The following is a 22,658-nucleotide window of genomic DNA, read 5'->3' as shown; positions in this document are numbered from 1 at the left end:
AGCGCGCACTCTTTTTTAATTATTAATTTTTACAGAAAGTAGTTTATATAAAAATCATTTTTGACAGATAAAAAACAAACGATCCCCTGCTTCTGCCGGACTGAAAATAAAATCTGAATGGATTTGAAGCAGCTTGAAACCAGCTTGTTCCAACAATGTTCGCAGCTTGTTTATAGAGTATCCCTTTTGGAAATGCTGCTCCTCAAAACGGTCATAGGTACATGCTTCGTTCTGAACGAAAAATGTTAAATCATGCAGCACTGTATTTTCTTCTTTTCCGCAATCACAAAACCAAATATAAGAAAGGTCTTCATGAACTTCCGCAAACGTCCTCCCATTTAGATTTTCCATCATATGAGAGAGTGAATGAACATCGAATAAGAACAAACCACCCGTTTTCAAACTAGTATATGTCCTTTCCATTACTTGAAGTAAATCTTCCTCCGTAGTAATGTAATTTAAGACATCACAGTAACTGACAATACAGTCTAAGTTTGAAAACCCCTCCAAATTGCGAATGTCCTGATGGATCCACTGAATGCTGGAGGACGGTTTTTTAGCAGCGGCTAATGCAAGCATCTCTTCAGATAAATCGACTCCGGTAACTTCATACCTTTGATTATGCAGGCGGTATGTAATTTCCCCGGTTCCACACCCCAGCTCCAAAATAGACGAAGCACCAGGATAGTAATGTCCCAGTACTTCTTTTGTCCAATATATCCATTGATCATAAGGAGCATCTTCCATAAGCTGATCATAAACTTGAGCCATGCGTCCATAACTCATGACAGTCAGCTTTGCAGCCCTTCTACAGCCACTGTAGAAGCATCTCCCCAGAGACGCTCTAAATTATAATAATGACGTTCATCTTTATGAAAAATATGACAAACCACGTCATTCAAGTCAACAAGCACCCACCGTGCTTGATCAAATCCTTCCATTCTTTTTACCTCTATGCCTTGTTCTTCTGCCTGGTCTTTAAGTTCACGGGCGATCGCTTGAACCTGCCGTTCATTAGAGCCTTCACAAATCAAAAAATAATCCGCGATTAAAGAAACGTCAGACATATCAAGGACCACAATATCGGAAGCACGCTTCTCATCGCACGCTTGTGCAGCTAAAGTGACTAATTCTTTACTTTCCATAGTCTTCCTCCCTTAATTATTTTATTCTTATTCTTTTTATTTCACCTGTTCTTTTGTCCTGTGTAAAAAATCATTATAAGCATGGATGGTATCAGGGTAAACCGTGCGTTCTTTCAAAATCAAATGCTGGACGGTATTTTTCAATGCAGCAAAACAAGCCTGTTCCAAACTTGATTCAGCAAGTTCCCTTACCTCTTCCACTCCAGGAAACTCCCTGCCTGGTTCAATGTAGTCAGCTAAAAACACGACTTGATCCAGTACAGACATATGCTTCTTACCTGTAGTATGACAACTTATTGCTGATTTGATGTCTTCATCACTTAGACCAATTTCTTGCTCCAGCATAACGGAAGCTACTGGACCGTGCCACAGACCATGGTGGTAACTCAGCATATCTTTAGGCAGTCTCCGGTCCTTCATGATCCAGCGTTTCATCAAATCTTTAGGTTTGTGTTTCGCAAAATCATGCAGAATGGAAGCAAGTTCCGTTTTTTCTAAGTCGGCCCCGTATTTTTTGGCAAGTTCCATAGCTGTATCAGTTACTCGAACCGTATGCTCATACCTGCTTTGTTTTAAGTGAGGCGCGACAAAATGAAGGGCGTCCTCTCTGTTAAGCTTCATATAATCGATGCTCCTTTATATACTCATATACGGTTTCAGGTACTAAGTAACGGATAGTTTTTTGTTCTGCTAAACGCAGTCTTATCTCCGAAGAAGAAATTTCGATTAACGGAATATCCACCTCGTGTACATCATATTGATGATCCCACTCAAACCCCGGACGCTTAACTCCAACGAATTGAACCAGTTTGACTAATTCATCTATTCGGTGCCAATTAGGGAGATATTCCACCATATCCCCGCCAATAATAAAATAAAATTCAGTCTCAGGGTTTTCTAATCGAAGTTGTTGAATTGTGTCAATCGTATAGGACTTACCTTCTCGATTGAGCTCCAAATCATTTACATAAAATCGCTGATTACTTTTAACGGCTTGCTTGACCATTTTCAAACGGTCCAGAGCTCCCACTTCAGCTGCTTGTTTGTGAGGAGGAAGGTGAGAAGGAATGAACCATACTTCGTCCAATTTCATCTGCTCCCTTGATGCCTCTGCCATAATCATATGACCTAAATGCGGCGGATCAAAAGTTCCTCCTAATATGCCTATTCGCTTCATGGATGGACTCCTTTATGGAAGAATGAGCTGCTTATGATTGCTCGACTCTTTATAAAGAATAATGGTGTTTCCAATTACTTGAACGATATGTGCACCGGTAGCTGCCGCTATTTCATCGGCCACATCCTGATTATCTTCAAAACAATTCTGAAGGATACTCACTTTAATCAGTTCTCTTTTTTCCAGAGCCTCTGAGATCTGAGTCGTCATGTTATCATTTACTCCTGCTTTACCTACTTGAAAAATCGGCTGAATCTCATGGGATTCTGCTCGTAAAAATTTTTTTTGTTTACTCGTTAACATCTTATACTCCTTTCAGTACCGCTTCAAAGTCAGTCAGCATATCAGTGACATCCACCTTTTTTCCAGTCCAAATTTGAAAAGAATAGACGGCCTGGTGAAGCAGCATCTCATGACCAAATTGAATAGAAGCTCCTTTAGCCTGAGCGGCTCGCAAAAATTGAGTTTCCATAGGACGGTATACAATATCACTGACGATTGCTCTTTCATTCAGCTGTTCCAGCTTGATAATTTGGTTTTCGGGATTAGGATTCATGCCTACTGACGTGGTCTGAATAATGAAGTCATAATCCTTTATATTTTGACTTGCCTGTTCAAGATCTATTGCTGTTGCCGAAAGACTGGCTTCCAATTCTTTAATCAGTTCTTCAGCCTTTCCAACAGTTCGATTCGCAACGTCGATTTCTTTGCAGCCAGCTTCAGCAAGGGCAAATATTATCCCTCTTGCAGCTCCACCGCTTCCGAGCACAAGAATCTTTCTAGTCGAAAGCTCGACATGTGGAAATCGGTTTTGAATCGATTTAAGATAACCGATTCCATCTGTATTATAACCAATCCAGCGGCCATTCTCGAGCTTCACGGTATTAACTGCACCTAAATGTTCAGCTGCTTCATCGATTTCATCTAAATAATTAATAATTTTTTCTTTATAAGGGATGGTTACATTAAAGCCATCTAAATTCATTTCTTTAAGCGCTTGAATACGATGATCAAAGTCCTCTGGTTGGATTTCCATTAATTCGTATGATCCCTTCAGGCCGGCCTTATCCATTAATTGGTTATGGATCCAAGGTGATAAAGAATGGCCTACAGGATATCCGATTAAACCCAGTTTGAGCATATATGACCGCCTCCTATATTAATGAGTCACGCAAGGATACTTTTACCCCTTCTGGTACGTACGCCGTAACCGAAACGTTCCCTTCAGGAATCGTTACCCACCCTAAACCTGAAAAGACAATATCCGTTTTTTTCTCATTAATTTTAAACGTTCTGCCAGTTAATGAAGGAAGCTGTTTTAACGTCTTATCATTGGGTGGAGAGAGCAGTTTGCCAATTTGATTTTCATACAATTCTTCTGCTTTTTCAAGTTTCGTCCTGTGAATAGGTAACTCATTGGAAAAATAACAAATAAAGGAGGTCCGCTCGCCCGCTTCGAAATCCAGCCTGGCTAGACCACCAAAAAACAACGTCTGTTTTTCATTAAGCTGATATACTTTTGGTTTGACTTCTTTTCTGGGCGTGATTAACTTAAGGTCTTTATCGGAAACATAGTGTGCCATTTGGTGGCGCTGGATAACACCTGGTGTATCATAGAGCGAGCTCTTTTCATCCAGTGGAATATCTATAAAACCAAGCGTCGTACCTGGAAAATAGGAAGTGGTGATCGCTTCTTTAATACCGGAAGTATTTTGGATGAGCGTATTAATGAACGTTGACTTCCCTACATTCGTCGTACCGACAATATACACATCTTTTTCTTTACGTTCCTTGTCGAGCACCTTTGCCAATTCCTCAACCCCAAGGTTCTTCTCTGCAGAAATTAAATAAACCCCTTCTACTTGAAGACCTTGCTGCTTGGCAGACCTCCGCAGCCAGTCCTTAAGCTTGTTTGGATTAACTGATTTAGGGAGGACGTCGATTTTATTTCCAACTAAAATGACTGGATTATTTCCAGTTAAACGCTTTAATCCGGAAATAAAACTGCCATTAAAATCAAAGATATCCACGAGCTGGATAATCAATCCCTGGTTATGGCTGATTTGATTTAACATTTCTAAAAAGTCATCGTCGTTAAAAGGAATATCCTGTACCTCATTATAATTCTGCAAGCGGAAGCAGCGTTTACAAATGACATCTTCTTTTTGCAATGCAGACTCAGGAGCAAACCCAGGAAGCTCCGGATGTGTCGTTTGTATTTCGGCACCACAGCCCTGACATTGAATTTTATCCATTAATCATTTCTCCTCTCCCAGCTGATCTTTCCTTTTCTACGCATCCAATTTAAAATTCTACGCTCAATTTTACGATTGAACCGCGTAAAGAAACCATCAGTCTCAACAATTGGCACAACTAATATGGTATGGAAACCGGCAATATTACCTCCGAGAACGTCCGTCATTAATTGGTCGCCTATGACAACGATCTCATGTTTTTTTAAATTCATTTCCTTCTGAGCCTTTCTAAATGCGTTGGCCAGTGGCTTCCTGGCGCTGTGTATAAACCGGGTATCCAGCGGCTGAGAAAAGAGCCGGACTCTGTTTTCATTATTGTTTGAAGCGATCGTTACTTGAATGCCATGATCACTCATTTTGCCAAACCATTGAATAATTTCTTCTGTGGCATCCTTTACATTCCATGCCACAAGTGTATTATCCAAATCAGTTATGATCCCTTTAACCCCTTTTTCTTTAAGCACTTCAGGCTTTATATCAAATACACTTGGCACGTGTTCATTAGGTAAAAATAGATTCCTCATCTAAATTATCACTCCACTCTCTAACTGTACGACAAAAATCTCCTTATCCATCATAAACAAAAACCTTAACGGTTTCAAAGCGAACACCTGTAAGCTTTAGACCAAAAATCGTTCGACAATTACTGACAGTTTTAAGCTGTGGATAAGTTTATTCACAGTTTCCACACGCTTTTCTCTTTGTTATGACCGCTTTTACCGAAAACTAACGAACAGTTATCTACAGTTACTTGTAGATAAACCCTGTATTGTGACGAATTTCTGAACGTGGTAAGGTTAAATTGCGTAAAGATATTGTTAATATAAAATCAGTTATTAAATCCGTTCATTCAAATTCTAGGTTACTATTTTTAAACAGGAGGTGGCTGTCACAACGTGACAGAGGTATGAAACAATTATCTGATGCCCTGTTAGTACAATCTTACCACAAAGCAATTGAGCTCAATCTTTCCGAGGACTTTATCAGACAAATACGAGAGGAAATAAAGGAACGATCGATCCAGCACCTTATAGAAAAATATGTCAGCCATGTAGGCTGACTGAATTCAAATAGAGGCAAGAATAAAAAACCTGCAGTTTTTCGGCAAACTGCAGGTTTTTATTTATTAAAATTTTGTGACGAACTCGCGACTCTCTACCTATTTAATAGTAAATGGGTTAATGCTTTTTGAAAAGGAAAGAATAGAAGTATTCAGTTGAATGTTAAGGTAGTTTTTGATTACAATTGAGTGAATAGCGTTTTCACAAAGATTCGACATAGATTACAGAGTTATCGCTGAGGGGGGGAACAACTTAATGCTACTGGCTGTACTATTGCCATTCATTATTGCTATCTTTATTCCACTGATAAGTAAGTGGAAATTAAAATTTCATCCAGGGTATGTGGTGACAGCTGTTCCTGTCATTATTTTTATTTACTTTGCTCAATTTCTAGGGAAAGATTTTCAATCGGTTACAAAAAATTATCAGTGGATTCCATCTTTAAATATCAATTTCGATTTTTATCTGGACGGATTAAGCCTTTTGTTCGTCATGTTGATCAGCGGAATTGGTATCCTTGTGTCCTATTATTCAGTCTTTTATTTACATACATCTGAAAAGCTGGGCAGTTTTTACGTGTACTTCTTGTTATTTATGGGTTCAATGCTTGGTGTAGTTCTTTCTGATAATATTTATGTTCTTTATACCTTTTGGGAGTTTACGTCGCTTTCTTCCTTCTTGTTGATTGGATTTTGGAATTTTAAAGAACGGTCAAGATACGGTGCTCTAAAATCAATGCTCATCACTGTATTTGGCGGTTTGAGCTTGCTTGGCGGTCTGGTATTCATGAACATAATTACAGGTACTACAAGCATCCATCAGATGATCTCTCAACAGGAAGCCATATTAAACCACGAGTTTTTTCCTTTCATACTAGTGTTGGTGATTCTAGGAGCTTTTACAAAATCTGCTCAATTTCCTTTTCACATTTGGCTTCCTGATGCAATGGAGGCTCCCACTCCGGTTAGTGCTTATTTACACTCAGCCACTATGGTCAAGGCAGGGTTATACCTAATTGCCCGTTATTCGCCGGTGCTTGGTTCTTCTGAGTGGTTTTTTGTTATCGTTTCAACAGCAGGAATCGTTACGATGTGCTGGGCTTCCTATATGGCGGTGAGACAAACGGATTTAAAAGCGATTCTTGCATTTTCCACCGTGAGTCAATTAGGTATGATCATGGCTATGCTCGGTTACGGTACAGAACTTGCAATATTTGCTGCTGCTTTTCACATCTTAAACCATGCAACTTTTAAAGGAAGCCTATTTATGGTGGCAGGGATTGTCGATCACGAAACAGGAACAAGGGATATTCGTAAGTTAGGCGGTTTAATGGCGGTGCTTCCTGTTACAGCAGTCATTGCTCTTTTTGCTTCTTTCTCCATGGCAGGAGTACCCCTGCCATTTTTGAATGGATTCTATAGTAAAGAGTTGTTTTTCGATGCCAGCCTTCATTTAGAACATACGTATCAAGGTTATGCTGGATTGTTACGTACAATTGTACCTTACGTGGCTGTTTTGGGCAGCATATTTACGTTTGTTTATTCCATGTACTTTTTCTTTGAAACATTCAGAGGAAAAGGGGATTTTGAAAAGCTTCCAAAGCGGCCTCATGAAGCTCCAATCGGAATGCTGATTTCCCCGATGCTTCTCTCTGTCGGCGTGGTCATAATCGGACTGTTTCCTCAACTGATTAATGAACCATTTATTGCTCATACTGCTGAAGCCATTAGCGGGATCAAACCTCATGAGCATATTGCCTTTTGGCATGGGATCAAACCACCTTTGATTATGTCATTAACCGTCGTAGTATTTGGGACAATTCTTGCCCTTTCCCGACCTAATTGGTCGTTTATTTACCGTTTCGTACCAGGCGTACTCAACTTTAATAAGGTTTACGACGGAATTGTACACGGTGTTGAAAAATACTCAGGGATGCTGACAAAAAGATATATGAATGGTTCCTTGAGCCGGTATGTCCGGTTGATATTAACTGCTATTCTCGTGATTACTGTATCTTTCATGTTTACTACGAATGGTTGGACCGTGAGTTTTGATAACTTAGCCGCCATCTCCTTTCCAGAAGCACTCCCTGAGATATGTGTAGCAGTTATGATGGTACTGGCAGCAATTGGGACAATCCTGACTAACAATCGTATTGCCGCGATTCTTATTCTAGGGGTCGTCGGTTATGGGCTATCTATTCTCTTTGTGTTATACAGAGCACCGGACCTGGCGTTAACTCAACTAATTATTGAGACCGTTACGGTAGGATTGTTTCTGCTCGCCTTCTATCATTTGCCTGAGCTTCAAAAACGGAACCAAAGCTTAGGAACCAAAGCGCTTAATGCCATTATTTCAATTGGTTTTGGCGGTATGATGACGATGATTGCTATTTCCTCACACAGCAGCAAATGGTTTGATTCTATTGCGGAGTACTTTGTTAAAACTTCGCACAAATTGGGTGGCGGAGATAATATTGTCAATGTTATTTTAGTCGATATGCGTGGTCTGGATACCATGTTTGAAATAACGGTATTAGGAATTGCTGCCATGGCCATTTTTGGTTTAATACGTCTAGGCAAGAGTAAGGGAGGCGGTAACTGATGGAATTTATTATGGCCATACTCGCAGGAATTCTGTTTACTACAGGCATCTACAACCTCCTTCAGAAGCAATTGCTGAGAATAATCATAGGAACAGGACTCATCTCTCACGGAGCTCATCTGTTTATCCTTACGATGGGAGAATTACGCAGAGGGGCTCCGCCGATCTTAAAAGAAGGCGTAGAAAACTATACAGATCCTTTACCCCAAGCGCTAATATTAACATCCATTGTTATCAGCTTTGGGGTAACAAGTTTACTTCTTGTATTGGCATACCGTGCTTCAAGAATAAATGGCACAGATAATATGGAGCAACTAAGGGGAACAGATTATGAGTAACTTAGCAGCCTTACCGATTATCCTGCCGCTGCTGGCAGGAATTGTACTCGCATTCTTTCATAAACGGATAAAACTCGTACGTATTGTTTCACAAGTGACTGCAGTGATCAACCTTATTGTAGTAGCGGTGATATTTTGGAAGGTTCACACCGGAGGATCCATTATTCTGGAAACCGGAGACTGGACCGCGCCGTACGGCATCATATTAGTTGCGGATATTCTGTCGATCACCCTCGTCCTCACGACTAATATCGTTGCTGTTGCATGTGTATTTTATGCACCAAGAACGCTCTCCGAATCCCAGGAGTCCTTTTACTTTTACAGTTTCTTTTTCTTATTAATTACAGGTGTAAGCGGCGCATTTATTACAGGAGACTTGTTCAACTTGTTCGTCTTTTTTGAAGTCCTGCTCATGGCGTCCTACGGATTGATCGTACTTGGCAATGGAAAGGTCCAGTTAAGGGAGTCCATCAAATATGTATTGATAAACTTGTTCTCGTCCATGCTTTTTGTGACGACGATTTCCTTTTTGTATTCCGTTGTCGGAACAGTCAACATGGCACAAATTGCTCAACGAGTCCATGAGGTTGACCAAAAAGGCATATTAACTACGATTGCTTTGCTTCTCTTTTTCGTGTTTGCTACGAAAGCGGCAGTTTTTCCGCTTTATTATTGGCTCCCAAGGCCCTATTCCGTCCCGAATCCCGTTGTTTCTGCATTGTTTGGAGCTCTACTGACAAAAGTAGGCGTTTATTCAATCCTGAGGGTCTTCACTTTGATTTTTGTTAAAGATATCAGCGCTACGCACACCCTCTTTATTTACCTTGCCGCTTTAACGATGATCTTTGGTGTCGTCGGAGCATTATCCACCAATAATATTAAGCTGATTATCGCCTACAACATCATTCCTGCAGTTGGATTCATGTTAATGGGGATTGGCATATTTACAAAGGTATCTATCAGCGGGACCATTTATTATTTAATTCATGATATGGTCATAAAAGGAGTGCTCTTTATGCTGGTGGGGGCAATTGCATATGCAGCAGGTACTTCAGATTTGAGGAAGATGGGGGGCTTAATTCATCACTACCCTGTTCAAGGCTGGTTTTTCTTCATTGCCTCTCTCGTTTTAGCCGGGATCCCCCCTTTTAGTGGCTTTATCGGTAAACTTCTTCTTTTGCAAGGAGCTTTGGCAGAGGAACAAATAATGATTGTGGGGGCAGCATTAGTTTCCAGTTTATTAATTCTGCTTTCCATGATCCGGATTTTTATACAAGGGTTCTGGGGTGAAGAAAAAGAACTCGCCAAGCCTGAACGTAAAAAGACAGCCGCAAAGATGGCATGGCCGATTGGTCTTCTTCTCTCAATATCTGTGTTACTAGGTGTGGGGGCAGAATGGTTTTATCCATCCGTAGAATCGATTGCTGATTATTTAATGAATCCGCAAATTTATATTGATTCTGTGCTAAAGGAGTAGACTTTCAATGCCATTTCAAATTGTATTAAATATTATCATTGCCGTAATGTGGATGTTTCTAAGTGAGAGCTATTCATTTTCAACATTTGTAGTCGGTTATTTACTGGGCATAGCTCTCTTGTTTGCTTTAAGACGGTTCATTCCGGATTCTTTTTATATGGTCCGCGTATGGAAAGTCATCAAATTAATATTATTGTTTATTCGAGAATTAATTTTAGCCAATTTAGATATCGTTAAGTTGGTTTATAAGCCGAAATTAGACATTGAACCTGGGATTTTTGCTCTTCCTACCGAATTGACAAGCAATTGGGAAATCACGCTTCTGGCCAACCTGATCACTTTGACCCCAGGTACTCTCTCGATCGCAGTTAGTGAAGACCACCAAACCATTTTTGTACATGCGATGGATGTGCCTGATGTTGAAGAATCCATAAACGATATCAAAAGTACATTTGAGCAAGCCATCATGGAGGTGACTCGGTAATGGAACAAGTTCTGGCATTCACATCCAGTTTAATCGAGATCACGACTGTACTATCCATTATGGGAATATCAATTTCCATAATCATGCTGCTTTACCGTGCAATTGCAGGTCCAACAAATCCGGACAGGGCAGTTGCTCTTGATACGATCGGTATTAACCTTATGGCTTTGGCTGGAGTAATCGCTATATTGCTTGTAACGACGAAATTTAATGACGTCATCCTTCTTATAGGTATTCTTTTATTTATTGGTACGGTGGCGTTAGCAAAATTCTTAGAAAAGGGTGTTATTATTGAGCGGGACGTGGATTGATGTAGTACTTGATTTAGTGATTTGCTTGTCTTTATTAATCGGCACTTTTTTTATTCTATCCGGCTCCATAGGCATTTTACGGTTCCCAGATGTCTATGCAAGGCTGCACGCAGCAACCAAAAGCTCCACCTTAGGGGTGGCCGGAATTATGATCGGCGCATTTTTTTATTTATATGCTGAATACGATATCGTAAGCGGCAAATTGCTGTTAGCCATCGTCTTCGCTTTATTAACCGCCCCAGTATCAGGACATATGATCGCACGAGCTGCCTATCGAAGTGGAGTCCCTTTGTGGGAAAAGAGTGTAAAAGACGATTATTATGCAGAAGTTCAGCACAAACGGCAAAAACAAAAGCAATAATGAAGCTGGCATGGCCTCTGGGTCATGCTTTTCTTTTACTAAAATAACTTCTTTTTCATGCTGAACAAGCACAGAGCCTCCTTATGCCACATACATATGTGGTAGGCATACGCCTAATTTATGAGGAGGTGCGCATCTCATGAGCAGCATTATCGCTTCCATCTTATATTTCTTTAAAGAATCGCTGTTCTTCATGTCCTATGTAAAAAATCAGGCCTTTCCAAACCCACTGTCTCCTGAGGAGGAAGCCAAACAGTTAAAGTTGATGCAAGAAGGAAGTCAGGAAGCCAGAGATACGCTAATCGAACACAATTTACGTTTGGTAGCTCATATCGTAAAAAAATTTGAAAATACAAAAGAGGATTTTGAAGACCTTATTTCGATTGGAACGATAGGATTAATTAAAGGGATCGAAAGCTATTCGACTGGAAAAGGAACGAAGCTTGCCACCTATGCAGCCCGGTGTATTGAAAATGAGATCCTCATGCACCTCCGTTCAACCAAAAAAATGAGCAAGGATATTTCACTTCAGGACCCGATTGGCCATGATAAAGAGGGCAATGAACTAAATCTTCTTGATATCCTTCAAGCAGATGTAGAAGATATTGTAGAAGAAATCCAGCTTCATATGGAACTTGAAAAAATTAAGGATTTCATAAAGATCCTTGATGAGAGGGAAAAAGAAGTAATTATATCCCGTTATGGATTAAATAATGAAGATGAAAAAACACAGCGCGAAATTGCTAAAGAACTAGGCATTTCCAGGAGTTATGTCTCCCGCATTGAAAAACGAGCGCTGATGAAAATTTTTCATGAATTTTATAAACAGAGTAAACAGGGAAGAAGTGTATAAACAAAAAAACAGCTCACACATTCATTTGTATGAGCTGTTATTCTTTTTGCTGTATATGCTGCCACTTTTTAATTTTGAAAGTAAATGTGAGTGCTGTTGCTAATATTAGAACTACGGCAGGCAATAAAAGCTTATAGGCAGAGGAATGGTATGCAAATATACTAATTAACGACCCTATATATAAATAGCTGCTAAGAATTAAAAGAGTCATTGTAAATCTTTTAAAATCAGATATTTTCTTTGTCATCCATTTGGTAGATTTCATTCATAGCCACCTCCTGCACAACTAAGATTGTAACATATCTATTCCGTTGTACAGGTGGTAATTCCTGTTAATTCAAGCGATCAAGCATCTTCATCACGATCGTTGCTGCATTTTTAGCAGCCACAGGCAGAAACTGGTCAAAGGAAAGCGGGGACTCTTTTCCTGCTATATCTGATAAAGCACGGAGTATTACGAATGGCGTTCCGTATCGATGGCAGACTTGCGCGATAGCTGCTGCTTCCATTTCAGCTGCGATCATCTCAGGGAATTTATCCCTAACGAAGTCCACACGCGTCTGTTCATGCATAAATGAATCTCCAGTGGCAATGATCCCGTTTAAAGCCCGAGCGTTAGCTGAATGAGCTGCATCGACAGCTGTCTGAACAAGCTCTCCATCTGCTTTATACATGGAAGGCATGTCCGGTATTTGTCCATATTCATATTCAAAGGCTGTTACATCGACATCATGGTAGGTAACATAGCTGGATATAATGATATCTCCTACCTCAAGGTCAGCTGCAAAACCCCCGGCAGAACCCGTATTAATCACTGCTTGCACAGGATAACGCTCCTGCATGATCGTTGCAGCTACCGCAGCGTTGACTTTACCTATTCCAGATTTCAGCAGAACGATCTCCTTGCCGCACAGAGTCCCTTGAATAAATAAACTACCCGCTATTTCATTTTTTTCTGTTACGTTCATTTCTTTCTCAAGCAGCTCAATTTCTTCGTCCATTGCTCCAATGATTCCAATCATGCCATACTTCCTTCCTCGTTCTATTTCTATTGATCAATTATATTTATTTTCTTTGAGTTCTTCCACTTTCGTGGGCTTATAGCCTTGACCGTCTACCCACTTTACGTGGACGCGGTACGTGTTTTTCTGTGATTTATCGGAAACAGTAGCAACAGCTTGCTGCGACCCTTTGCCGTCCACCCACCAAGTAGTCATATTACCTGTGCTGATACCTGTAGCTTTGCTTACAGCCCGCAGAAGTTCCTGCCAATCTTCTGACTGATTGTCAGACCAGTTAATCGAATGCTTTCCATTCAAATCTTGTTTCGTTGCTACCGGTTCCCAGTCCTTTTTAATCACTTTTTTCACATTTTTATCGTCAGATTTTTCGACGGTTTTATTTTTGTCTTCATCTTTTTCTTTGCTTTTATCTTCTTTGTCTTGTTCCTTTTTATCTTGATCTTTATTTTCTTCTGAGGATGACGACTGGTCTTCACTTGAAGACTGATTGTCTTTAGAATCCTGGTTCTTATCACTGCTGGACTCATTTTCTGAAGACTGATCTTTGCTTTGATCGGAAGACTGATCATCATTCATACTGATTTGTTGATCGGATTGTTCAGCTGAACCTGGTGCCCCATCCCAATTAATAAATACAACGGCAACCAGCACAACGAAAACAAGTCCGGCTATGCCAACGAGAATTTGAAAAAAGCGATTGCTTTTTTTTCTCTTTTCCATTCGGTTCGAACGGGAAGACGATGGTTTCTGTTTTGACATCGTTTTTACCTCCTTTTGCTCGATCATATTATACACGAATAGCCGTTTACTACCAATCCATCCATTGTACCCAAAAGATGAGATTACAATAGAGAAAAAGACAGGGTATCACCCTGTCTCCCTTGTATCTTTAGTCCACTGTAATAATTTTTACATCGATTTCGCCACCTGGTGTGGCAACTGTTACTTCATCGCCTACTACATGTCCAATCAAGCTCTGAGCCATAGGAGAATCGTTGGAGATTTTCCCCTCAAATGGATCTGCTTCAGCACTCCCAACAATTTTATAGGTTTCTTCATCTCCATCAGGGAGCTCTTGAAATGTAACGGACTTACCAAGGGATACTGTATCAGGATTATCATTATCATTTTCAATAATGACTGCATTCCGGATCATATTCTCTACTTGAGTAATGCGTGCTTCTACAAAAGCTTGTTCGTCTTTAGCAGCATCATACTCGGAGTTTTCAGAAAGATCTCCGAAGCCTCTTGCAATTTTAATTCTTTCTACTACTTCTTTTCTTTTTTCTGTTTTTAGATGGTGCAGCTCATCCTCTAATTTCTGTTTACCTTCTTCAGTCATGTAATAACTTTTTTCCTCTGCCATTCTTCCAACACTCCTTTGGTTCCACCAAAATAAAATTCCCAATATAAGGAAATGAGCGGTACATAAAGTACGCCCATTAGATAGTTACTATACTGTATCGCATATTTCAGTTCTCTAGAACTACTATCCCAAACTATGCCAGATTTTTTATAACTTTTCAACTATTTTATTTACTAACCGACTGTCCTTTTTCTCTTAGTACTGTTTGGATCTTTGTCGCCATTAGATCAATCGCTACGTGGTTTTGTCCGCCTTCAGGGATAATGATGTCCGCATAGCGTTTTGTCGGCTCAACAAATTGAAGGTGCATGGGGCGGACAACGTTGATATATTGTTCTATTACCGAATCAAGTGAACGTCCCCGCTCGTTAATATCCCTCATCATTCTACGGATAATTCGTACATCGGCATCGGTATCAACAAATACTTTAATGTCCATTAAATCTCTCAGCCGCTCATCTTCAAGAACCAGTATTCCTTCTACAATGATTACTTCTTTTGGTTCTACCCGGACCGTCTCATTAGAACGGGTATGCATCTTATAATCATACACAGGTTTTTCAACCGATTTTTCATTGATCAAATTGTTTAAGTGGTCAATGAGTAAATCATTATCAAAAGCAAGCGGGTGATCATAATTGGTTTGCAGTCTTTCTTCAAAAGGAAGCTCGCTTTGGTCTTTATAGTAATAATCCTGCTCCAGCATTAATATCGTTTTATCGGCGAATCGCTGGATAATAGAACGGGTAACACTTGTTTTACCGGAGCCAGTACCTCCAGCTACTCCTATTACTACGGGTTTATCAGTCATGCTATGGACTGCTCCTTTCATCCTTAGAGGTTCTCTCTTTATGATTTCTTATTTTTTATCGTTACGGCAACTCCGTCTCCGACAGGAACAATCGTCGTATTATAATCAGGATGGCGGATTAGCCGCTGATTAAATTCATCAATCTTAGCTGCTATTTTTCCTAATCGCTCCGGCGCTTGTTCACGGTTTGCGACATATCCTTTAAATAGTACATTGTCAGATAGGATCATCCCATCATCTGATACAAACGGGGCATATAAATGAAAGAATTCTTCATACTTTCCTTTGGCTGCATCAATAAAGAGCAGATCAAAAGGGCCCTTTTCTTCTACTTCAGGAACTACATCCAGTGCGTCTCCTTGAATTAGATGAATGTTAGGTTCAGCTCCAAGCTTAGCTATGTTAGCTTGAGCTTCTTTAAACCTGACTGAATCTCTTTCTACACTTACGATTTGGCTCTTTGGATACGCTTCGAGCATACGCAAAGCTGAATAGCCAATCGCCGTACCAATTTCAAGTATTCTTTCCGGCTGTTTCAACCGCACCATCTGCATCAGGAAATCAATACCTAGAGGTTCCATAATAGGAATACGGTTCTCCTCAGCATATTCTTCCATTCGTTTTACTTCTATTGAAGGTTCTGAGATCATTGCCTGTAAGTAAGCAGTATTGTCCATCAATAAATCGACCTTTCCCACATCGATAGTTACAACCATAATATTTTAACATATAAAAAAGCAGGAATGCGAGAATTCTCGCATTCCTAATTGAAAATTATTTAATATACTTCTTCTTAAATTCATTATGTTTTTTTAAAGTCTTGGCATAATGGACATTTCCATCACTGTCAGCAAGAAAGTAAAGAAAATCGTTATCGTCAGGATTAGCCACAGCTTCTAAAGAATTCGTGTGGAAATTCGAAATCGGGCCGGCCGGGAGTCCCTTAATTTGATAGGTATTATAAGGAGAATCTACTTTTAAATCCTTAGACAATACTTTTTCTTTCCATTTCCCCATTGCATAGAGAACTGTTGGATCTGTTTGAAGACGCATGTCTTCATCCATTCGGTTATAAAATACTTCAGCAATCTTCTTACGTTCTTTGGCTGTGGTAGCTTCATTTTCTACTAAAGAAGCCATCGTCACCCCTTCGTGAATGGAAAGGTCTTGCTTAGCAAACCCTTTCTTATAAGGAAGAATAACAGTTTCGCTTTTCTTCAGCATGGATTCAATGATTTGATCGATGCTCGGATCACTCACATAGAAAGGATAAGTAGCGGCAAACAGATACCCTTCCAACGGCACTTTAATGTTCTTATTTAATATTTTGTCACTTAACAATTCGGGATGGGCTTTTATCAATTGCTGGACGTATTTTTTGTCTGTCACTTTATCCATGAATTGTTTTTTTGTAATGTTATTAAACTCGTCTGCATAAATTTCAGCGATCTGTTCCACAGTTTTCCCTTCAGGAATGGTTACTTTAGCAACAGCCTTCTTCATAAGCTGTCCCTCCTGCAGGGAGGAAATGATTTCATCCAGGGTCATGGAAGATGTAAATTGGTAATCCCCTGCCTGGAACCCTGATTCATTATTAAATTTAGTATAAAACCTAAATATAAGGTCATTTTTAATAATTTCATTTTTCTCCAGAATGCTGGCAATTTGGGACGTTGAAGAACCTAACGGGATTTTCACATGTTTTTGGCTGTTATCATCCGAGTCTACTGGTTTCAGAGCGGATTTAACATATAAAAAGCCTGAAAGACCTCCGACAACGATGATTACTATGAGCGTAGTCAATACGATCGCGACAATCTTTCTAACCGTATTGGCTTCAGATGAACGCTTTCGGACACGCTCTTTATACTTCTTCTTAAAATTCGAATCAGACAACAAACTTCCTCCTTCCATCCGGTTTATTATACTATAAAAAGTTCACTGCTTTCTACGGATTTCAACAATTTCCTACATAACTTTCCTTATTTTTACACACCTTAGAAATTATCAAAGAATCTCCTCTAACAATGTGTGCGGGACGATCAGAAAAAAAACCTGCAGCTGTAGCTGCAGGTTTTTTGTTCCATGGAATTTAATTAGGCTAAATCCTCATCCGTTAATGTATTGAGCATTTCTTCCACCATATCCCACTCTTCTTCAGATTCAATTTGAAAGAGTGCCAGATCGTCTTCTTCGTTCCCTTTTTCCTCATAACGAAAAGCAAACACTTCTACTTCATCGCCTTCCTTTTGTTCTGCGGGAACGACTGCGATGTAAGACTGGCCAGTCTGATCTACATCAAAAGTGAACAGCACTTCAAATAAATGTTCTTCCCCATTTTCATCAGGTATAACAATGCGTTCCTCTTTTTCTAAAGCCATTGATAAGCCTCCTTTATTTGTTTGCATCTAAATAACTTTGCAGGATCATGACAGCCGCCATTTTATCAATGACTTTCTTTCTTTTTTTACGGCTGACATCTGCGTCGATTAATACGCGTTCTGCAGCCATTGTGGTCAGCCGCTCGTCCCATAATTGGACCGGCATGTTAAATTCTTTTTCAAGCCATGCAGCGAAATCCTGACTCGCCTCTCCCCTTGGGCCAATCGTGCCGTTCATATTCTTAGGAAAACCAACTACAGCTTCCGTGACCTCATTTGCCTGAATAATTTCCCGCAATGGCTGCTCCGCAGTACCATAATCAGGTTCTTCCCAATAGAGAGTCTTTATCCCTTGGGCAGTCCATCCAAGGGCATCAGATATGGCGATGCCGATTGTCTTTTCGCCTACATCCAGGCCTATCTTTTTCATTCAACGCCCTCTTTATTCTCTTCTAGATAAAATTTCACTAATTCCTCAATCAATTCGTCCCGTTCCAGCTTGCGAATTAAATTCCTGGCATCTTGATGACGTGGAATATAAGCAGGATCTCCGGAAAGCAAGTAACCGACAATCTGGTTAATAGGATTGTATCCTTTTTCTTGCAGAGCGCTGTGTACAGACAATAGCACAGAGCGGACGTCTTGTTCAAAAGGTTCGTCTGAGAAGTTAAATCTCATTGTTTTGTCCATTGAGCTCATTACAGTCACCTCGCATCTCTTAGTCTTTACTTCATTATATACCTAATTGGGCCTGAGGAAAAACTAGGAGTTTTCGCTGACGTATTCTTTTGCATAATTTAATGCCTCCGGTATCTTTGCAGCATCCTTTCCTCCAGCCTGGGCCATGTCCGGACGGCCGCCTCCTCCGCCTCCACAGCGGGTAGCAGCTTCTTTAATCAGATTTCCAGCATGGTAACCCTTTTCTACTAAATCCTTGGAAACACCTGCAATAAGCTGGACTTTTTCCCCTGATGGGGCAGCTAGCAGGATAATCCCTGAACCGATGCTCTGTTTTAAATCATCAATCATTGTTCTTAAGGCCTGTTTATCTTTCACATCGACTTGTTTGGCAAGAACTTTAACACCATTGACCGTTTCTACTTCATCTAGAATGGAAGAAGCCTCCAGATTGGAAAGCTTTGCTGTTAATGATTCTTTTTCGCGCTGCAAATCTTTTAATTCTTTATACAAGCCTTCTATGCGTTCAGGGACCCGGTCCGGTCTCGTTTTCAACAGGTGTCCTGCCTGTTTCAGCAGTCCTTCTTTGTTGTTCATATACGTATATGCAGATTTAGCTGTTACAGCTTCTATTCTTCTTGTGCCGGCCCCAATTCCTGTCTCTGAAGTGATTTTCAAAAGTCCGATTTCTGCTGTATTCACTACGTGGCAGCCTCCACAAAGTTCTAAACTGTAATCACCAACTTCGACGACCCGGACGACATCCCCATATTTTTCTCCAAATAAAGCCATTGCCCCTCGTTTTTTTGCTTCTTCAATCGAGTTATATTCAATGACCACTGGTATGGACTTCCAAACTTTTTCATTAACTATGCGCTCGATCCGTTCCATTTCTTCTTCACTCACAGCTCCGAAATGTGAAAAGTCAAACCGAAGGCGGTCCGCCGTTACAAGGGAGCCAGCCTGGTTGACATGCTCACCTAAAACGTCTTTCAAAGCTTGATGAAGCAAATGCGTAGCTGTATGGTTTTTAACAATAAAGGAGCGAGAACCATGATCCACTTTCGCCTTTGCTTTGGAGCCTTTAAAAATTTCACCGCTTTGCACAATTCCTTCATGCATGTGCTGTCCATTAGGTGCTTTTTGTACATTTGTCACTTCTATGGTGCCTTGAGCCGTTTCGATTAAGCCTTTGTCTGCTATTTGTCCTCCGCTCTCTGCATAAAAAGGCGTCTTGTCTAAAAAGAAATAAACATGTTCTCCTTCCTGAGCTTGATCTGTAACTTCTTTATTTTTAATAAGCTCCACAATTTCTGACTCAGTTTGAAGCTGATCATATCCGATAAATTCGCTCTCTACATGTACTTCGCCAAGAACGCCTTCCTGGATCTGCATGGAATCTGTTTTCTGTCTTGCCTGGCGGGCTCTCTCCCTCTGTTTCTCCATTTCCCGCTGAAATCCTTCTTCATCAATTGTAAATCCGGCCTCCGAAACATATTCATCCGTTAATTCTTTAGGGAATCCATAAGTATCATACAGTCTGAAAACTTCCGAGCCAGGGAAAACATTACTCCCCTTTTCTGTTTCCTGCTTCATAATCGTCGATAAAATCGCAAGTCCTTCATTTAATGTCTCGTGAAAGCGTTCTTCTTCTGTTTTAATAACATTTTGAATAAAGGATTCTTTCTCACTCACTTCACTGTAGAACGCATCCATAATTTTTGAAACTTCCGGCACAAGCTTATGCATAAACGGTTCCTCGATACCGATTTGTTTCGCATATCTTACCGCACGTCTCAGCAGGCGGCGCAGCACGTATCCTCGACCTTCATTAGATGGAAGAGCTCCATCTCCTACGGCAAAGGTAACGGTTCTCATATGGTCTGCAATTACTTTAAAAGCCACATCTTTCTTGTCATCGTCCATATATTGAACATTTGCCATTCTTTCTGTCGCTTTAATAATAGGCATAAACAAATCTGTTTCAAAATTTGTTCTTTTTTCCTGTATAACACTTACAATCCTTTCAAGTCCCATACCTGTATCAATATTTTTTTTCGGAAGCGGAGTGTAAGTATCATCAGGATTATGGTTGAACTGTGAAAAAACGAGGTTCCAAATTTCTAAATAACGCTCGTTTTCTCCGCCTGGGTAAAGTTCAGGATCAGACGGATCATTCCCGAAGCTTTCTCCGCGGTCATAAAAGATTTCGGTATTCGGACCACTCGGCCCCTCGCCAATATCCCAGAAATTTTCCTCCAGGCGGATAATTCGTTCTTCTGGAATACCAACCGTATCTCTCCACAGTGTGTAAGCTTCATCGTCTTCCGGGTGGACGGTGACAGACAATTTCTCAGAGTCAAATCCAATCCATTTGCTGCTGGTTAGAAACTCCCAGCCCCATTCAATTGCTTCTTTTTTAAAATAATCTCCGATGGAAAAATTGCCGAGCATTTCGAAAAAAGTGTGGTGTCTCGCAGTAAATCCAACGTTTTCTATATCATTTGTCCGAATAGACTTTTGGACATTTACGAGCCTTGGATTATCGGGAATGACTCTTCCATCAAAGTATTTTTTCAATGTAGCAACACCGCTGTTAATCCATAATAATGAAGGATCTTCATGAGGAACAAGAGATGCACTCGGCTCTACACGGTGCCCCTTTTCTTTGAAAAAGTCTAAAAACATTTGTCGTACATCCGCAGACGTTAATTCTTTCATTTTCCAAACCTCCTTAAATAATAGCTATATAAACGTAGAAAAGCCCCCATTCCTGCCAACGGCAGGGACGGGAGCTTAATCCGCGGTACCACCCTGATTACAGACGTAAACGTCCATCACCTCATAACGCCGGTAACGTGGCGCCACTCCGGCGGGGGTTAACCGCACTCAGGACCAGCTTTCAACAGGTGAACTCATAGGGTTTCTTTCAGCCTGATGAAAACCCCTCTCTATACAAGCCTGCCTGCTTACTTTTTCCTTCTTCGTGTTTAATCGTTCATACAGTTCATGATATGGGTAATTATAGAGAATTGCCAGTACGATGTCAATGTTCCAGCTGGCCCCGTCTAACTTCAAGAATAATCGCCTTTAAACAAGTCAGCGCGGGAACAGCTAAGATCATTCCAGGAATCCCGGCAAGCTCCCCACCTGCTATCAGTGCAAATATAATTAATAAAGGGTGGATATGAATGCTCTTTCCCATGATATAGGGAGACAAGAGATTCCCTTCTAATACCTGGATGACAGTAATAGCGATCAGCGCAAAGAAAAACGTTTTCACAGAAACTGTCAGAGCAACGATAGAGGCTGGTACAGCACCGAGCAAAGGGCCGAAATAAGGAATAATATTTGTGATACCAGCTACTATGCCTAATACCAGCGGATAAGGCACTCCAGCCAGCCAAAAACCAATGGAAGCAAGAACTCCCACAAATAAACTTATTAAAAGCTGGCCGCGTATATACCCTCCCAGCGAATGACTTAGTTCACCACCCAGCCTGTGTGCTTCATCATGCCATTTCTTTGGCAGAATCTGAATACACGCTCGAAAAATAACTTTATCATCCTTTAAGAAATAGAAGGTCATCACCGGAATGACCGCTACCAACAGAATAAAATCAAAAATTCCGCTCATTCCAGTAACTACAGACATAACCCGGGCGCTCAGCCAGCCTTCAAACTTTGTAAAACTGCCATCCAGCCGGTGATGGATACCATCAGGAAAACGCTCCGTTTGTTCATAAAATTCCTGTGTCCACCCTTGATAAGCCTGCATTAATTGCGGGAGCTGCTCGCTCAGCAATTTCAGCTGTTCGATTAACTTCGGGTATCCGCGATAAATCCCAAAGCCAGCGAGTGTGAAAAACACAGCAAACAGTAACAGGATCGCAAAGCTGCGCTTCATCCCTGCATCTTCAAGCAAGCGAACCAACGGATGGAGCAATAATGAAAGTACAATGGCAATCAGAAAAGGCAGTAATATTTTACAGATCATGACCAGGATATGATCATAGTACGGAAACAGCCAGGCAAGCAGTAAAAGAAACAGCAGTACGATAAAGGAAATGGTCAGCCTTTTCGTCCAGAGGTTTTTTTGGTGTTCCATACTAATCTAGGATCCTTGCTGATAAAAAATATCATTTAAAGAACTTAAGCTGCCATCCTCTTCAATCTGGTGAATATTCATTTTGCCATTTTCTATTGAAAGTTCCAGGCAGCAATTCCAGCAATAATAATGATCATTACCAATTTTGCCAAGATTTTTATTGTTGCAATTCGGGCATCGCATCGAACATACTCCTTTTTTATTATCAAGTATGTTCGAATATCTA

At 40.5% G+C, this 22,658-nt stretch carries 29 protein-coding genes; 8 read left to right on the top strand and 21 right to left on the bottom strand.

All coding sequences use genetic code 11. The features are described from left to right. Nucleotides 1-54 precede the first annotated feature (54 nt). From MUN89_RS10630 to MUN89_RS10595, 8 genes are read right to left on the bottom strand one after another with little or no spacing between them, the layout of a single operon-like run. Nucleotides 55-786, bottom strand: coding sequence for a class I SAM-dependent DNA methyltransferase (locus MUN89_RS10630; protein WP_244713431.1), 732 nt, complete (start codon nt 784-786; stop codon nt 55-57). Nucleotides 787-791: 5 nt separating this feature from the next. Beyond that, the gene (rsfS, locus tag MUN89_RS10625) at nt 792-1,145 is read right to left on the bottom strand and encodes a ribosome silencing factor (RefSeq protein WP_244713429.1); all 354 of its coding nucleotides are present in this window, start codon (nt 1,143-1,145) and stop codon (nt 792-794) included. A 36-nt stretch (nt 1,146-1,181) separates the two neighbouring features. Continuing rightward, complete coding sequence (gene yqeK, locus MUN89_RS10620; protein ID WP_244713427.1) at nt 1,182-1,766, bottom strand: bis(5'-nucleosyl)-tetraphosphatase (symmetrical) YqeK; 585 nt, start codon at nt 1,764-1,766, stop codon at nt 1,182-1,184. Further along, entirely contained in the window at nt 1,756-2,322 is a 567-nt protein-coding gene (locus tag MUN89_RS10615; protein ID WP_244713425.1) for a nicotinate-nucleotide adenylyltransferase, read from the bottom strand. Before MUN89_RS10615 ends, yqeK begins: the two co-directional genes overlap by 11 nt. Before the next feature lie 12 nt (nt 2,323-2,334). Then, nucleotides 2,335-2,625, bottom strand: a complete 291-nt coding sequence (yhbY, locus tag MUN89_RS10610) for a ribosome assembly RNA-binding protein YhbY (protein ID WP_244713423.1) — start codon at nt 2,623-2,625, stop codon at nt 2,335-2,337. 1 nt (nt 2,626) lies between these two features. Continuing rightward, a complete protein-coding gene (gene aroE / locus MUN89_RS10605; RefSeq protein ID WP_244713421.1) occupies nt 2,627-3,463 on the bottom strand; it encodes a shikimate dehydrogenase in 837 nt (278 codons plus the stop codon). A gap of 13 nt (nt 3,464-3,476) precedes the next feature. Then, nucleotides 3,477-4,577: a ribosome biogenesis GTPase YqeH gene (gene yqeH, locus MUN89_RS10600; protein ID WP_244713420.1), complete on the bottom strand. Its 1,101-nt coding sequence runs from the start codon at nt 4,575-4,577 to the stop codon at nt 3,477-3,479. Further along, nucleotides 4,577-5,101: a YqeG family HAD IIIA-type phosphatase gene (locus tag MUN89_RS10595; RefSeq protein ID WP_244713418.1), complete on the bottom strand. Its 525-nt coding sequence runs from the start codon at nt 5,099-5,101 to the stop codon at nt 4,577-4,579. Before MUN89_RS10595 ends, yqeH begins: the two co-directional genes overlap by 1 nt. Nucleotides 5,102-5,484: 383 nt before the next feature. Here MUN89_RS10595 and sda point away from each other — a divergent pair, with 383 nt between their 5' ends. The 8 genes from sda to sigK all read left to right on the top strand — a co-directional run bounded on the left by sda (nt 5,485) and on the right by sigK (nt 12,066). Further along, nucleotides 5,485-5,637, top strand: a complete 153-nt coding sequence (gene sda, locus MUN89_RS10590; RefSeq protein ID WP_244713416.1) for a sporulation histidine kinase inhibitor Sda — start codon at nt 5,485-5,487, stop codon at nt 5,635-5,637. Nucleotides 5,638-5,893: 256 nt separating this feature from the next. After that, entirely contained in the window at nt 5,894-8,242 is a 2,349-nt protein-coding gene (mbhE, locus tag MUN89_RS10585) for a hydrogen gas-evolving membrane-bound hydrogenase subunit E (protein ID WP_244713414.1), read from the top strand. Then, nucleotides 8,242-8,580, top strand: coding sequence for a Na(+)/H(+) antiporter subunit C (locus MUN89_RS10580; RefSeq protein WP_244713412.1), 339 nt, complete (start codon nt 8,242-8,244; stop codon nt 8,578-8,580). The genes mbhE and MUN89_RS10580 overlap by 1 nt, the downstream gene beginning before the upstream one ends. After that, entirely contained in the window at nt 8,573-10,057 is a 1,485-nt protein-coding gene (locus MUN89_RS10575; protein WP_244713410.1) for a Na+/H+ antiporter subunit D, read from the top strand. Before MUN89_RS10580 ends, MUN89_RS10575 begins: the two co-directional genes overlap by 8 nt. Nucleotides 10,058-10,064: 7 nt before the next feature. Further along, the gene (locus tag MUN89_RS10570) at nt 10,065-10,541 is read left to right on the top strand and encodes a Na+/H+ antiporter subunit E (RefSeq protein ID WP_244713408.1); all 477 of its coding nucleotides are present in this window, start codon (nt 10,065-10,067) and stop codon (nt 10,539-10,541) included. Continuing rightward, nucleotides 10,541-10,852, top strand: coding sequence for a Na(+)/H(+) antiporter subunit F1 (locus MUN89_RS10565; protein ID WP_244713407.1), 312 nt, complete (start codon nt 10,541-10,543; stop codon nt 10,850-10,852). Before MUN89_RS10570 ends, MUN89_RS10565 begins: the two co-directional genes overlap by 1 nt. Next, complete coding sequence (gene mnhG, locus MUN89_RS10560) at nt 10,833-11,213, top strand: monovalent cation/H(+) antiporter subunit G (protein ID WP_244713406.1); 381 nt, start codon at nt 10,833-10,835, stop codon at nt 11,211-11,213. The genes MUN89_RS10565 and mnhG overlap by 20 nt, the downstream gene beginning before the upstream one ends. 139 nt (nt 11,214-11,352) lie before the next feature. After that, entirely contained in the window at nt 11,353-12,066 is a 714-nt protein-coding gene (gene sigK / locus MUN89_RS10555) for an RNA polymerase sporulation sigma factor SigK (protein WP_244713405.1), read from the top strand. A gap of 37 nt (nt 12,067-12,103) precedes the next feature. Here the strand turns inward: sigK and MUN89_RS10550 are convergent, their stop codons facing one another. From MUN89_RS10550 to MUN89_RS10490, 13 genes are all read right to left on the bottom strand, one after another. Further along, nucleotides 12,104-12,331, bottom strand: a complete 228-nt coding sequence (locus MUN89_RS10550; protein WP_244713404.1) for a YrhC family protein — start codon at nt 12,329-12,331, stop codon at nt 12,104-12,106. A gap of 67 nt (nt 12,332-12,398) precedes the next feature. Next, nucleotides 12,399-13,088: a 5'-methylthioadenosine/S-adenosylhomocysteine nucleosidase gene (mtnN, locus tag MUN89_RS10545; RefSeq protein WP_244713403.1), complete on the bottom strand. Its 690-nt coding sequence runs from the start codon at nt 13,086-13,088 to the stop codon at nt 12,399-12,401. Nucleotides 13,089-13,121: 33 nt separating this feature from the next. Further along, nucleotides 13,122-13,847, bottom strand: coding sequence for a YrrS family protein (locus MUN89_RS10540; RefSeq protein WP_244713401.1), 726 nt, complete (start codon nt 13,845-13,847; stop codon nt 13,122-13,124). Nucleotides 13,848-13,977: 130 nt separating this feature from the next. Then, the gene (gene greA, locus MUN89_RS10535; RefSeq protein ID WP_244713400.1) at nt 13,978-14,454 is read right to left on the bottom strand and encodes a transcription elongation factor GreA; all 477 of its coding nucleotides are present in this window, start codon (nt 14,452-14,454) and stop codon (nt 13,978-13,980) included. 166 nt (nt 14,455-14,620) lie between these two features. Further along, on the bottom strand, nt 14,621-15,265 hold the full coding sequence (udk, locus tag MUN89_RS10530) for a uridine kinase (protein WP_244713399.1): 645 nt from the start codon (nt 15,263-15,265) through the stop codon (nt 14,621-14,623). A gap of 38 nt (nt 15,266-15,303) precedes the next feature. Next, the gene (locus tag MUN89_RS10525) at nt 15,304-15,942 is read right to left on the bottom strand and encodes an O-methyltransferase (protein ID WP_244713398.1); all 639 of its coding nucleotides are present in this window, start codon (nt 15,940-15,942) and stop codon (nt 15,304-15,306) included. A gap of 97 nt (nt 15,943-16,039) precedes the next feature. Next, entirely contained in the window at nt 16,040-17,161 is a 1,122-nt protein-coding gene (gene mltG / locus MUN89_RS10520) for an endolytic transglycosylase MltG (protein WP_244713397.1), read from the bottom strand. Nucleotides 17,162-17,361: 200 nt separating this feature from the next. Then, nucleotides 17,362-17,646 (bottom strand): DUF1292 domain-containing protein, encoded by a 285-nt coding sequence (locus MUN89_RS10515; protein WP_244713396.1) that lies wholly within the window; start codon nt 17,644-17,646, stop codon nt 17,362-17,364. Nucleotides 17,647-17,659: 13 nt separating this feature from the next. Beyond that, on the bottom strand, nt 17,660-18,076 hold the full coding sequence (ruvX, locus tag MUN89_RS10510) for a Holliday junction resolvase RuvX (RefSeq protein WP_244713395.1): 417 nt from the start codon (nt 18,074-18,076) through the stop codon (nt 17,660-17,662). Beyond that, on the bottom strand, nt 18,073-18,345 hold the full coding sequence (locus MUN89_RS10505) for an IreB family regulatory phosphoprotein (RefSeq protein WP_244713394.1): 273 nt from the start codon (nt 18,343-18,345) through the stop codon (nt 18,073-18,075). Before MUN89_RS10505 ends, ruvX begins: the two co-directional genes overlap by 4 nt. A 63-nt stretch (nt 18,346-18,408) precedes the next feature. Continuing rightward, the gene (gene alaS, locus MUN89_RS10500; RefSeq protein ID WP_244713393.1) at nt 18,409-21,045 is read right to left on the bottom strand and encodes an alanine--tRNA ligase; all 2,637 of its coding nucleotides are present in this window, start codon (nt 21,043-21,045) and stop codon (nt 18,409-18,411) included. A 325-nt stretch (nt 21,046-21,370) separates the two neighbouring features. Further along, on the bottom strand, nt 21,371-22,432 hold the full coding sequence (locus MUN89_RS10495; protein ID WP_244713392.1) for an AI-2E family transporter: 1,062 nt from the start codon (nt 22,430-22,432) through the stop codon (nt 21,371-21,373). Nucleotides 22,433-22,438: 6 nt separating this feature from the next. Next, entirely contained in the window at nt 22,439-22,615 is a 177-nt protein-coding gene (locus tag MUN89_RS10490) for a hypothetical protein (protein WP_244713391.1), read from the bottom strand. Between the last annotated feature and the right edge of the window lie 43 nt (nt 22,616-22,658).

The sequence above is a fragment of the Halobacillus salinarum genome (genome assembly GCF_022919095.1).
Classification (GTDB): Bacteria; Bacillota; Bacilli; order Bacillales; family Halobacillaceae; genus Halobacillus_B; species Halobacillus_B salinarum.
Note: the sequence above shows the minus strand (reverse complement) of the source record. Positions and strands in the feature narration are given on the sequence as shown.

Bases quoted from the DNA above. Each gene is read 5' to 3' on its own strand.
- alaS (WP_244713393.1), bottom strand. From the start codon at position 21,045: ATGAAAGAATTAACGTCTGCGGATGTACGACAAATGTTTTTAGACTTT.
- MUN89_RS10615 (WP_244713425.1), bottom strand. From the start codon at position 2,322: ATGAAGCGAATAGGCATATTAGGAGGAACTTTTGATCCGCCGCATTTA.
- MUN89_RS10595 (WP_244713418.1), bottom strand. From the start codon at position 5,101: ATGAGGAATCTATTTTTACCTAATGAACACGTGCCAAGTGTATTTGAT.
- yhbY (WP_244713423.1), bottom strand. From the start codon at position 2,625: ATGTTAACGAGTAAACAAAAAAAATTTTTACGAGCAGAATCCCATGAG.
- MUN89_RS10580 (WP_244713412.1), top strand. From the start codon at position 8,242: ATGGAATTTATTATGGCCATACTCGCAGGAATTCTGTTTACTACAGGC.
- MUN89_RS10505 (WP_244713394.1), bottom strand. From the start codon at position 18,345: ATGAGCTCAATGGACAAAACAATGAGATTTAACTTCTCAGACGAACCT.
- MUN89_RS10515 (WP_244713396.1), bottom strand. From the start codon at position 17,646: ATGGCTTTAGAAAAAGAGGAACGCATTGTTATACCTGATGAAAATGGG.
- greA (WP_244713400.1), bottom strand. From the start codon at position 14,454: ATGGCAGAGGAAAAAAGTTATTACATGACTGAAGAAGGTAAACAGAAA.
- MUN89_RS10630 (WP_244713431.1), bottom strand. From the start codon at position 786: ATGAGTTATGGACGCATGGCTCAAGTTTATGATCAGCTTATGGAAGAT.
- MUN89_RS10540 (WP_244713401.1), bottom strand. From the start codon at position 13,847: ATGTCAAAACAGAAACCATCGTCTTCCCGTTCGAACCGAATGGAAAAG.
- aroE (WP_244713421.1), bottom strand. From the start codon at position 3,463: ATGCTCAAACTGGGTTTAATCGGATATCCTGTAGGCCATTCTTTATCA.
- yqeH (WP_244713420.1), bottom strand. From the start codon at position 4,577: ATGGATAAAATTCAATGTCAGGGCTGTGGTGCCGAAATACAAACGACA.
- ruvX (WP_244713395.1), bottom strand. From the start codon at position 18,076: ATGAAAAAGATAGGCCTGGATGTAGGCGAAAAGACAATCGGCATCGCC.
- MUN89_RS10575 (WP_244713410.1), top strand. From the start codon at position 8,573: ATGAGTAACTTAGCAGCCTTACCGATTATCCTGCCGCTGCTGGCAGGA.
- MUN89_RS10550 (WP_244713404.1), bottom strand. From the start codon at position 12,331: ATGAAATCTACCAAATGGATGACAAAGAAAATATCTGATTTTAAAAGA.
- MUN89_RS10525 (WP_244713398.1), bottom strand. From the start codon at position 15,942: ATGGACAATACTGCTTACTTACAGGCAATGATCTCAGAACCTTCAATA.
- MUN89_RS10570 (WP_244713408.1), top strand. From the start codon at position 10,065: ATGCCATTTCAAATTGTATTAAATATTATCATTGCCGTAATGTGGATG.
- rsfS (WP_244713429.1), bottom strand. From the start codon at position 1,145: ATGGAAAGTAAAGAATTAGTCACTTTAGCTGCACAAGCGTGCGATGAG.
- yqeK (WP_244713427.1), bottom strand. From the start codon at position 1,766: ATGAAGCTTAACAGAGAGGACGCCCTTCATTTTGTCGCGCCTCACTTA.
- mtnN (WP_244713403.1), bottom strand. From the start codon at position 13,088: ATGATTGGAATCATTGGAGCAATGGACGAAGAAATTGAGCTGCTTGAG.
- sda (WP_244713416.1), top strand. From the start codon at position 5,485: ATGAAACAATTATCTGATGCCCTGTTAGTACAATCTTACCACAAAGCA.
- MUN89_RS10495 (WP_244713392.1), bottom strand. From the start codon at position 22,432: ATGGAACACCAAAAAAACCTCTGGACGAAAAGGCTGACCATTTCCTTT.
- sigK (WP_244713405.1), top strand. From the start codon at position 11,353: ATGAGCAGCATTATCGCTTCCATCTTATATTTCTTTAAAGAATCGCTG.
- MUN89_RS10565 (WP_244713407.1), top strand. From the start codon at position 10,541: ATGGAACAAGTTCTGGCATTCACATCCAGTTTAATCGAGATCACGACT.
- mbhE (WP_244713414.1), top strand. From the start codon at position 5,894: ATGCTACTGGCTGTACTATTGCCATTCATTATTGCTATCTTTATTCCA.
- udk (WP_244713399.1), bottom strand. From the start codon at position 15,265: ATGACTGATAAACCCGTAGTAATAGGAGTAGCTGGAGGTACTGGCTCC.
- MUN89_RS10490 (WP_244713391.1), bottom strand. From the start codon at position 22,615: ATGCGATGCCCGAATTGCAACAATAAAAATCTTGGCAAAATTGGTAAT.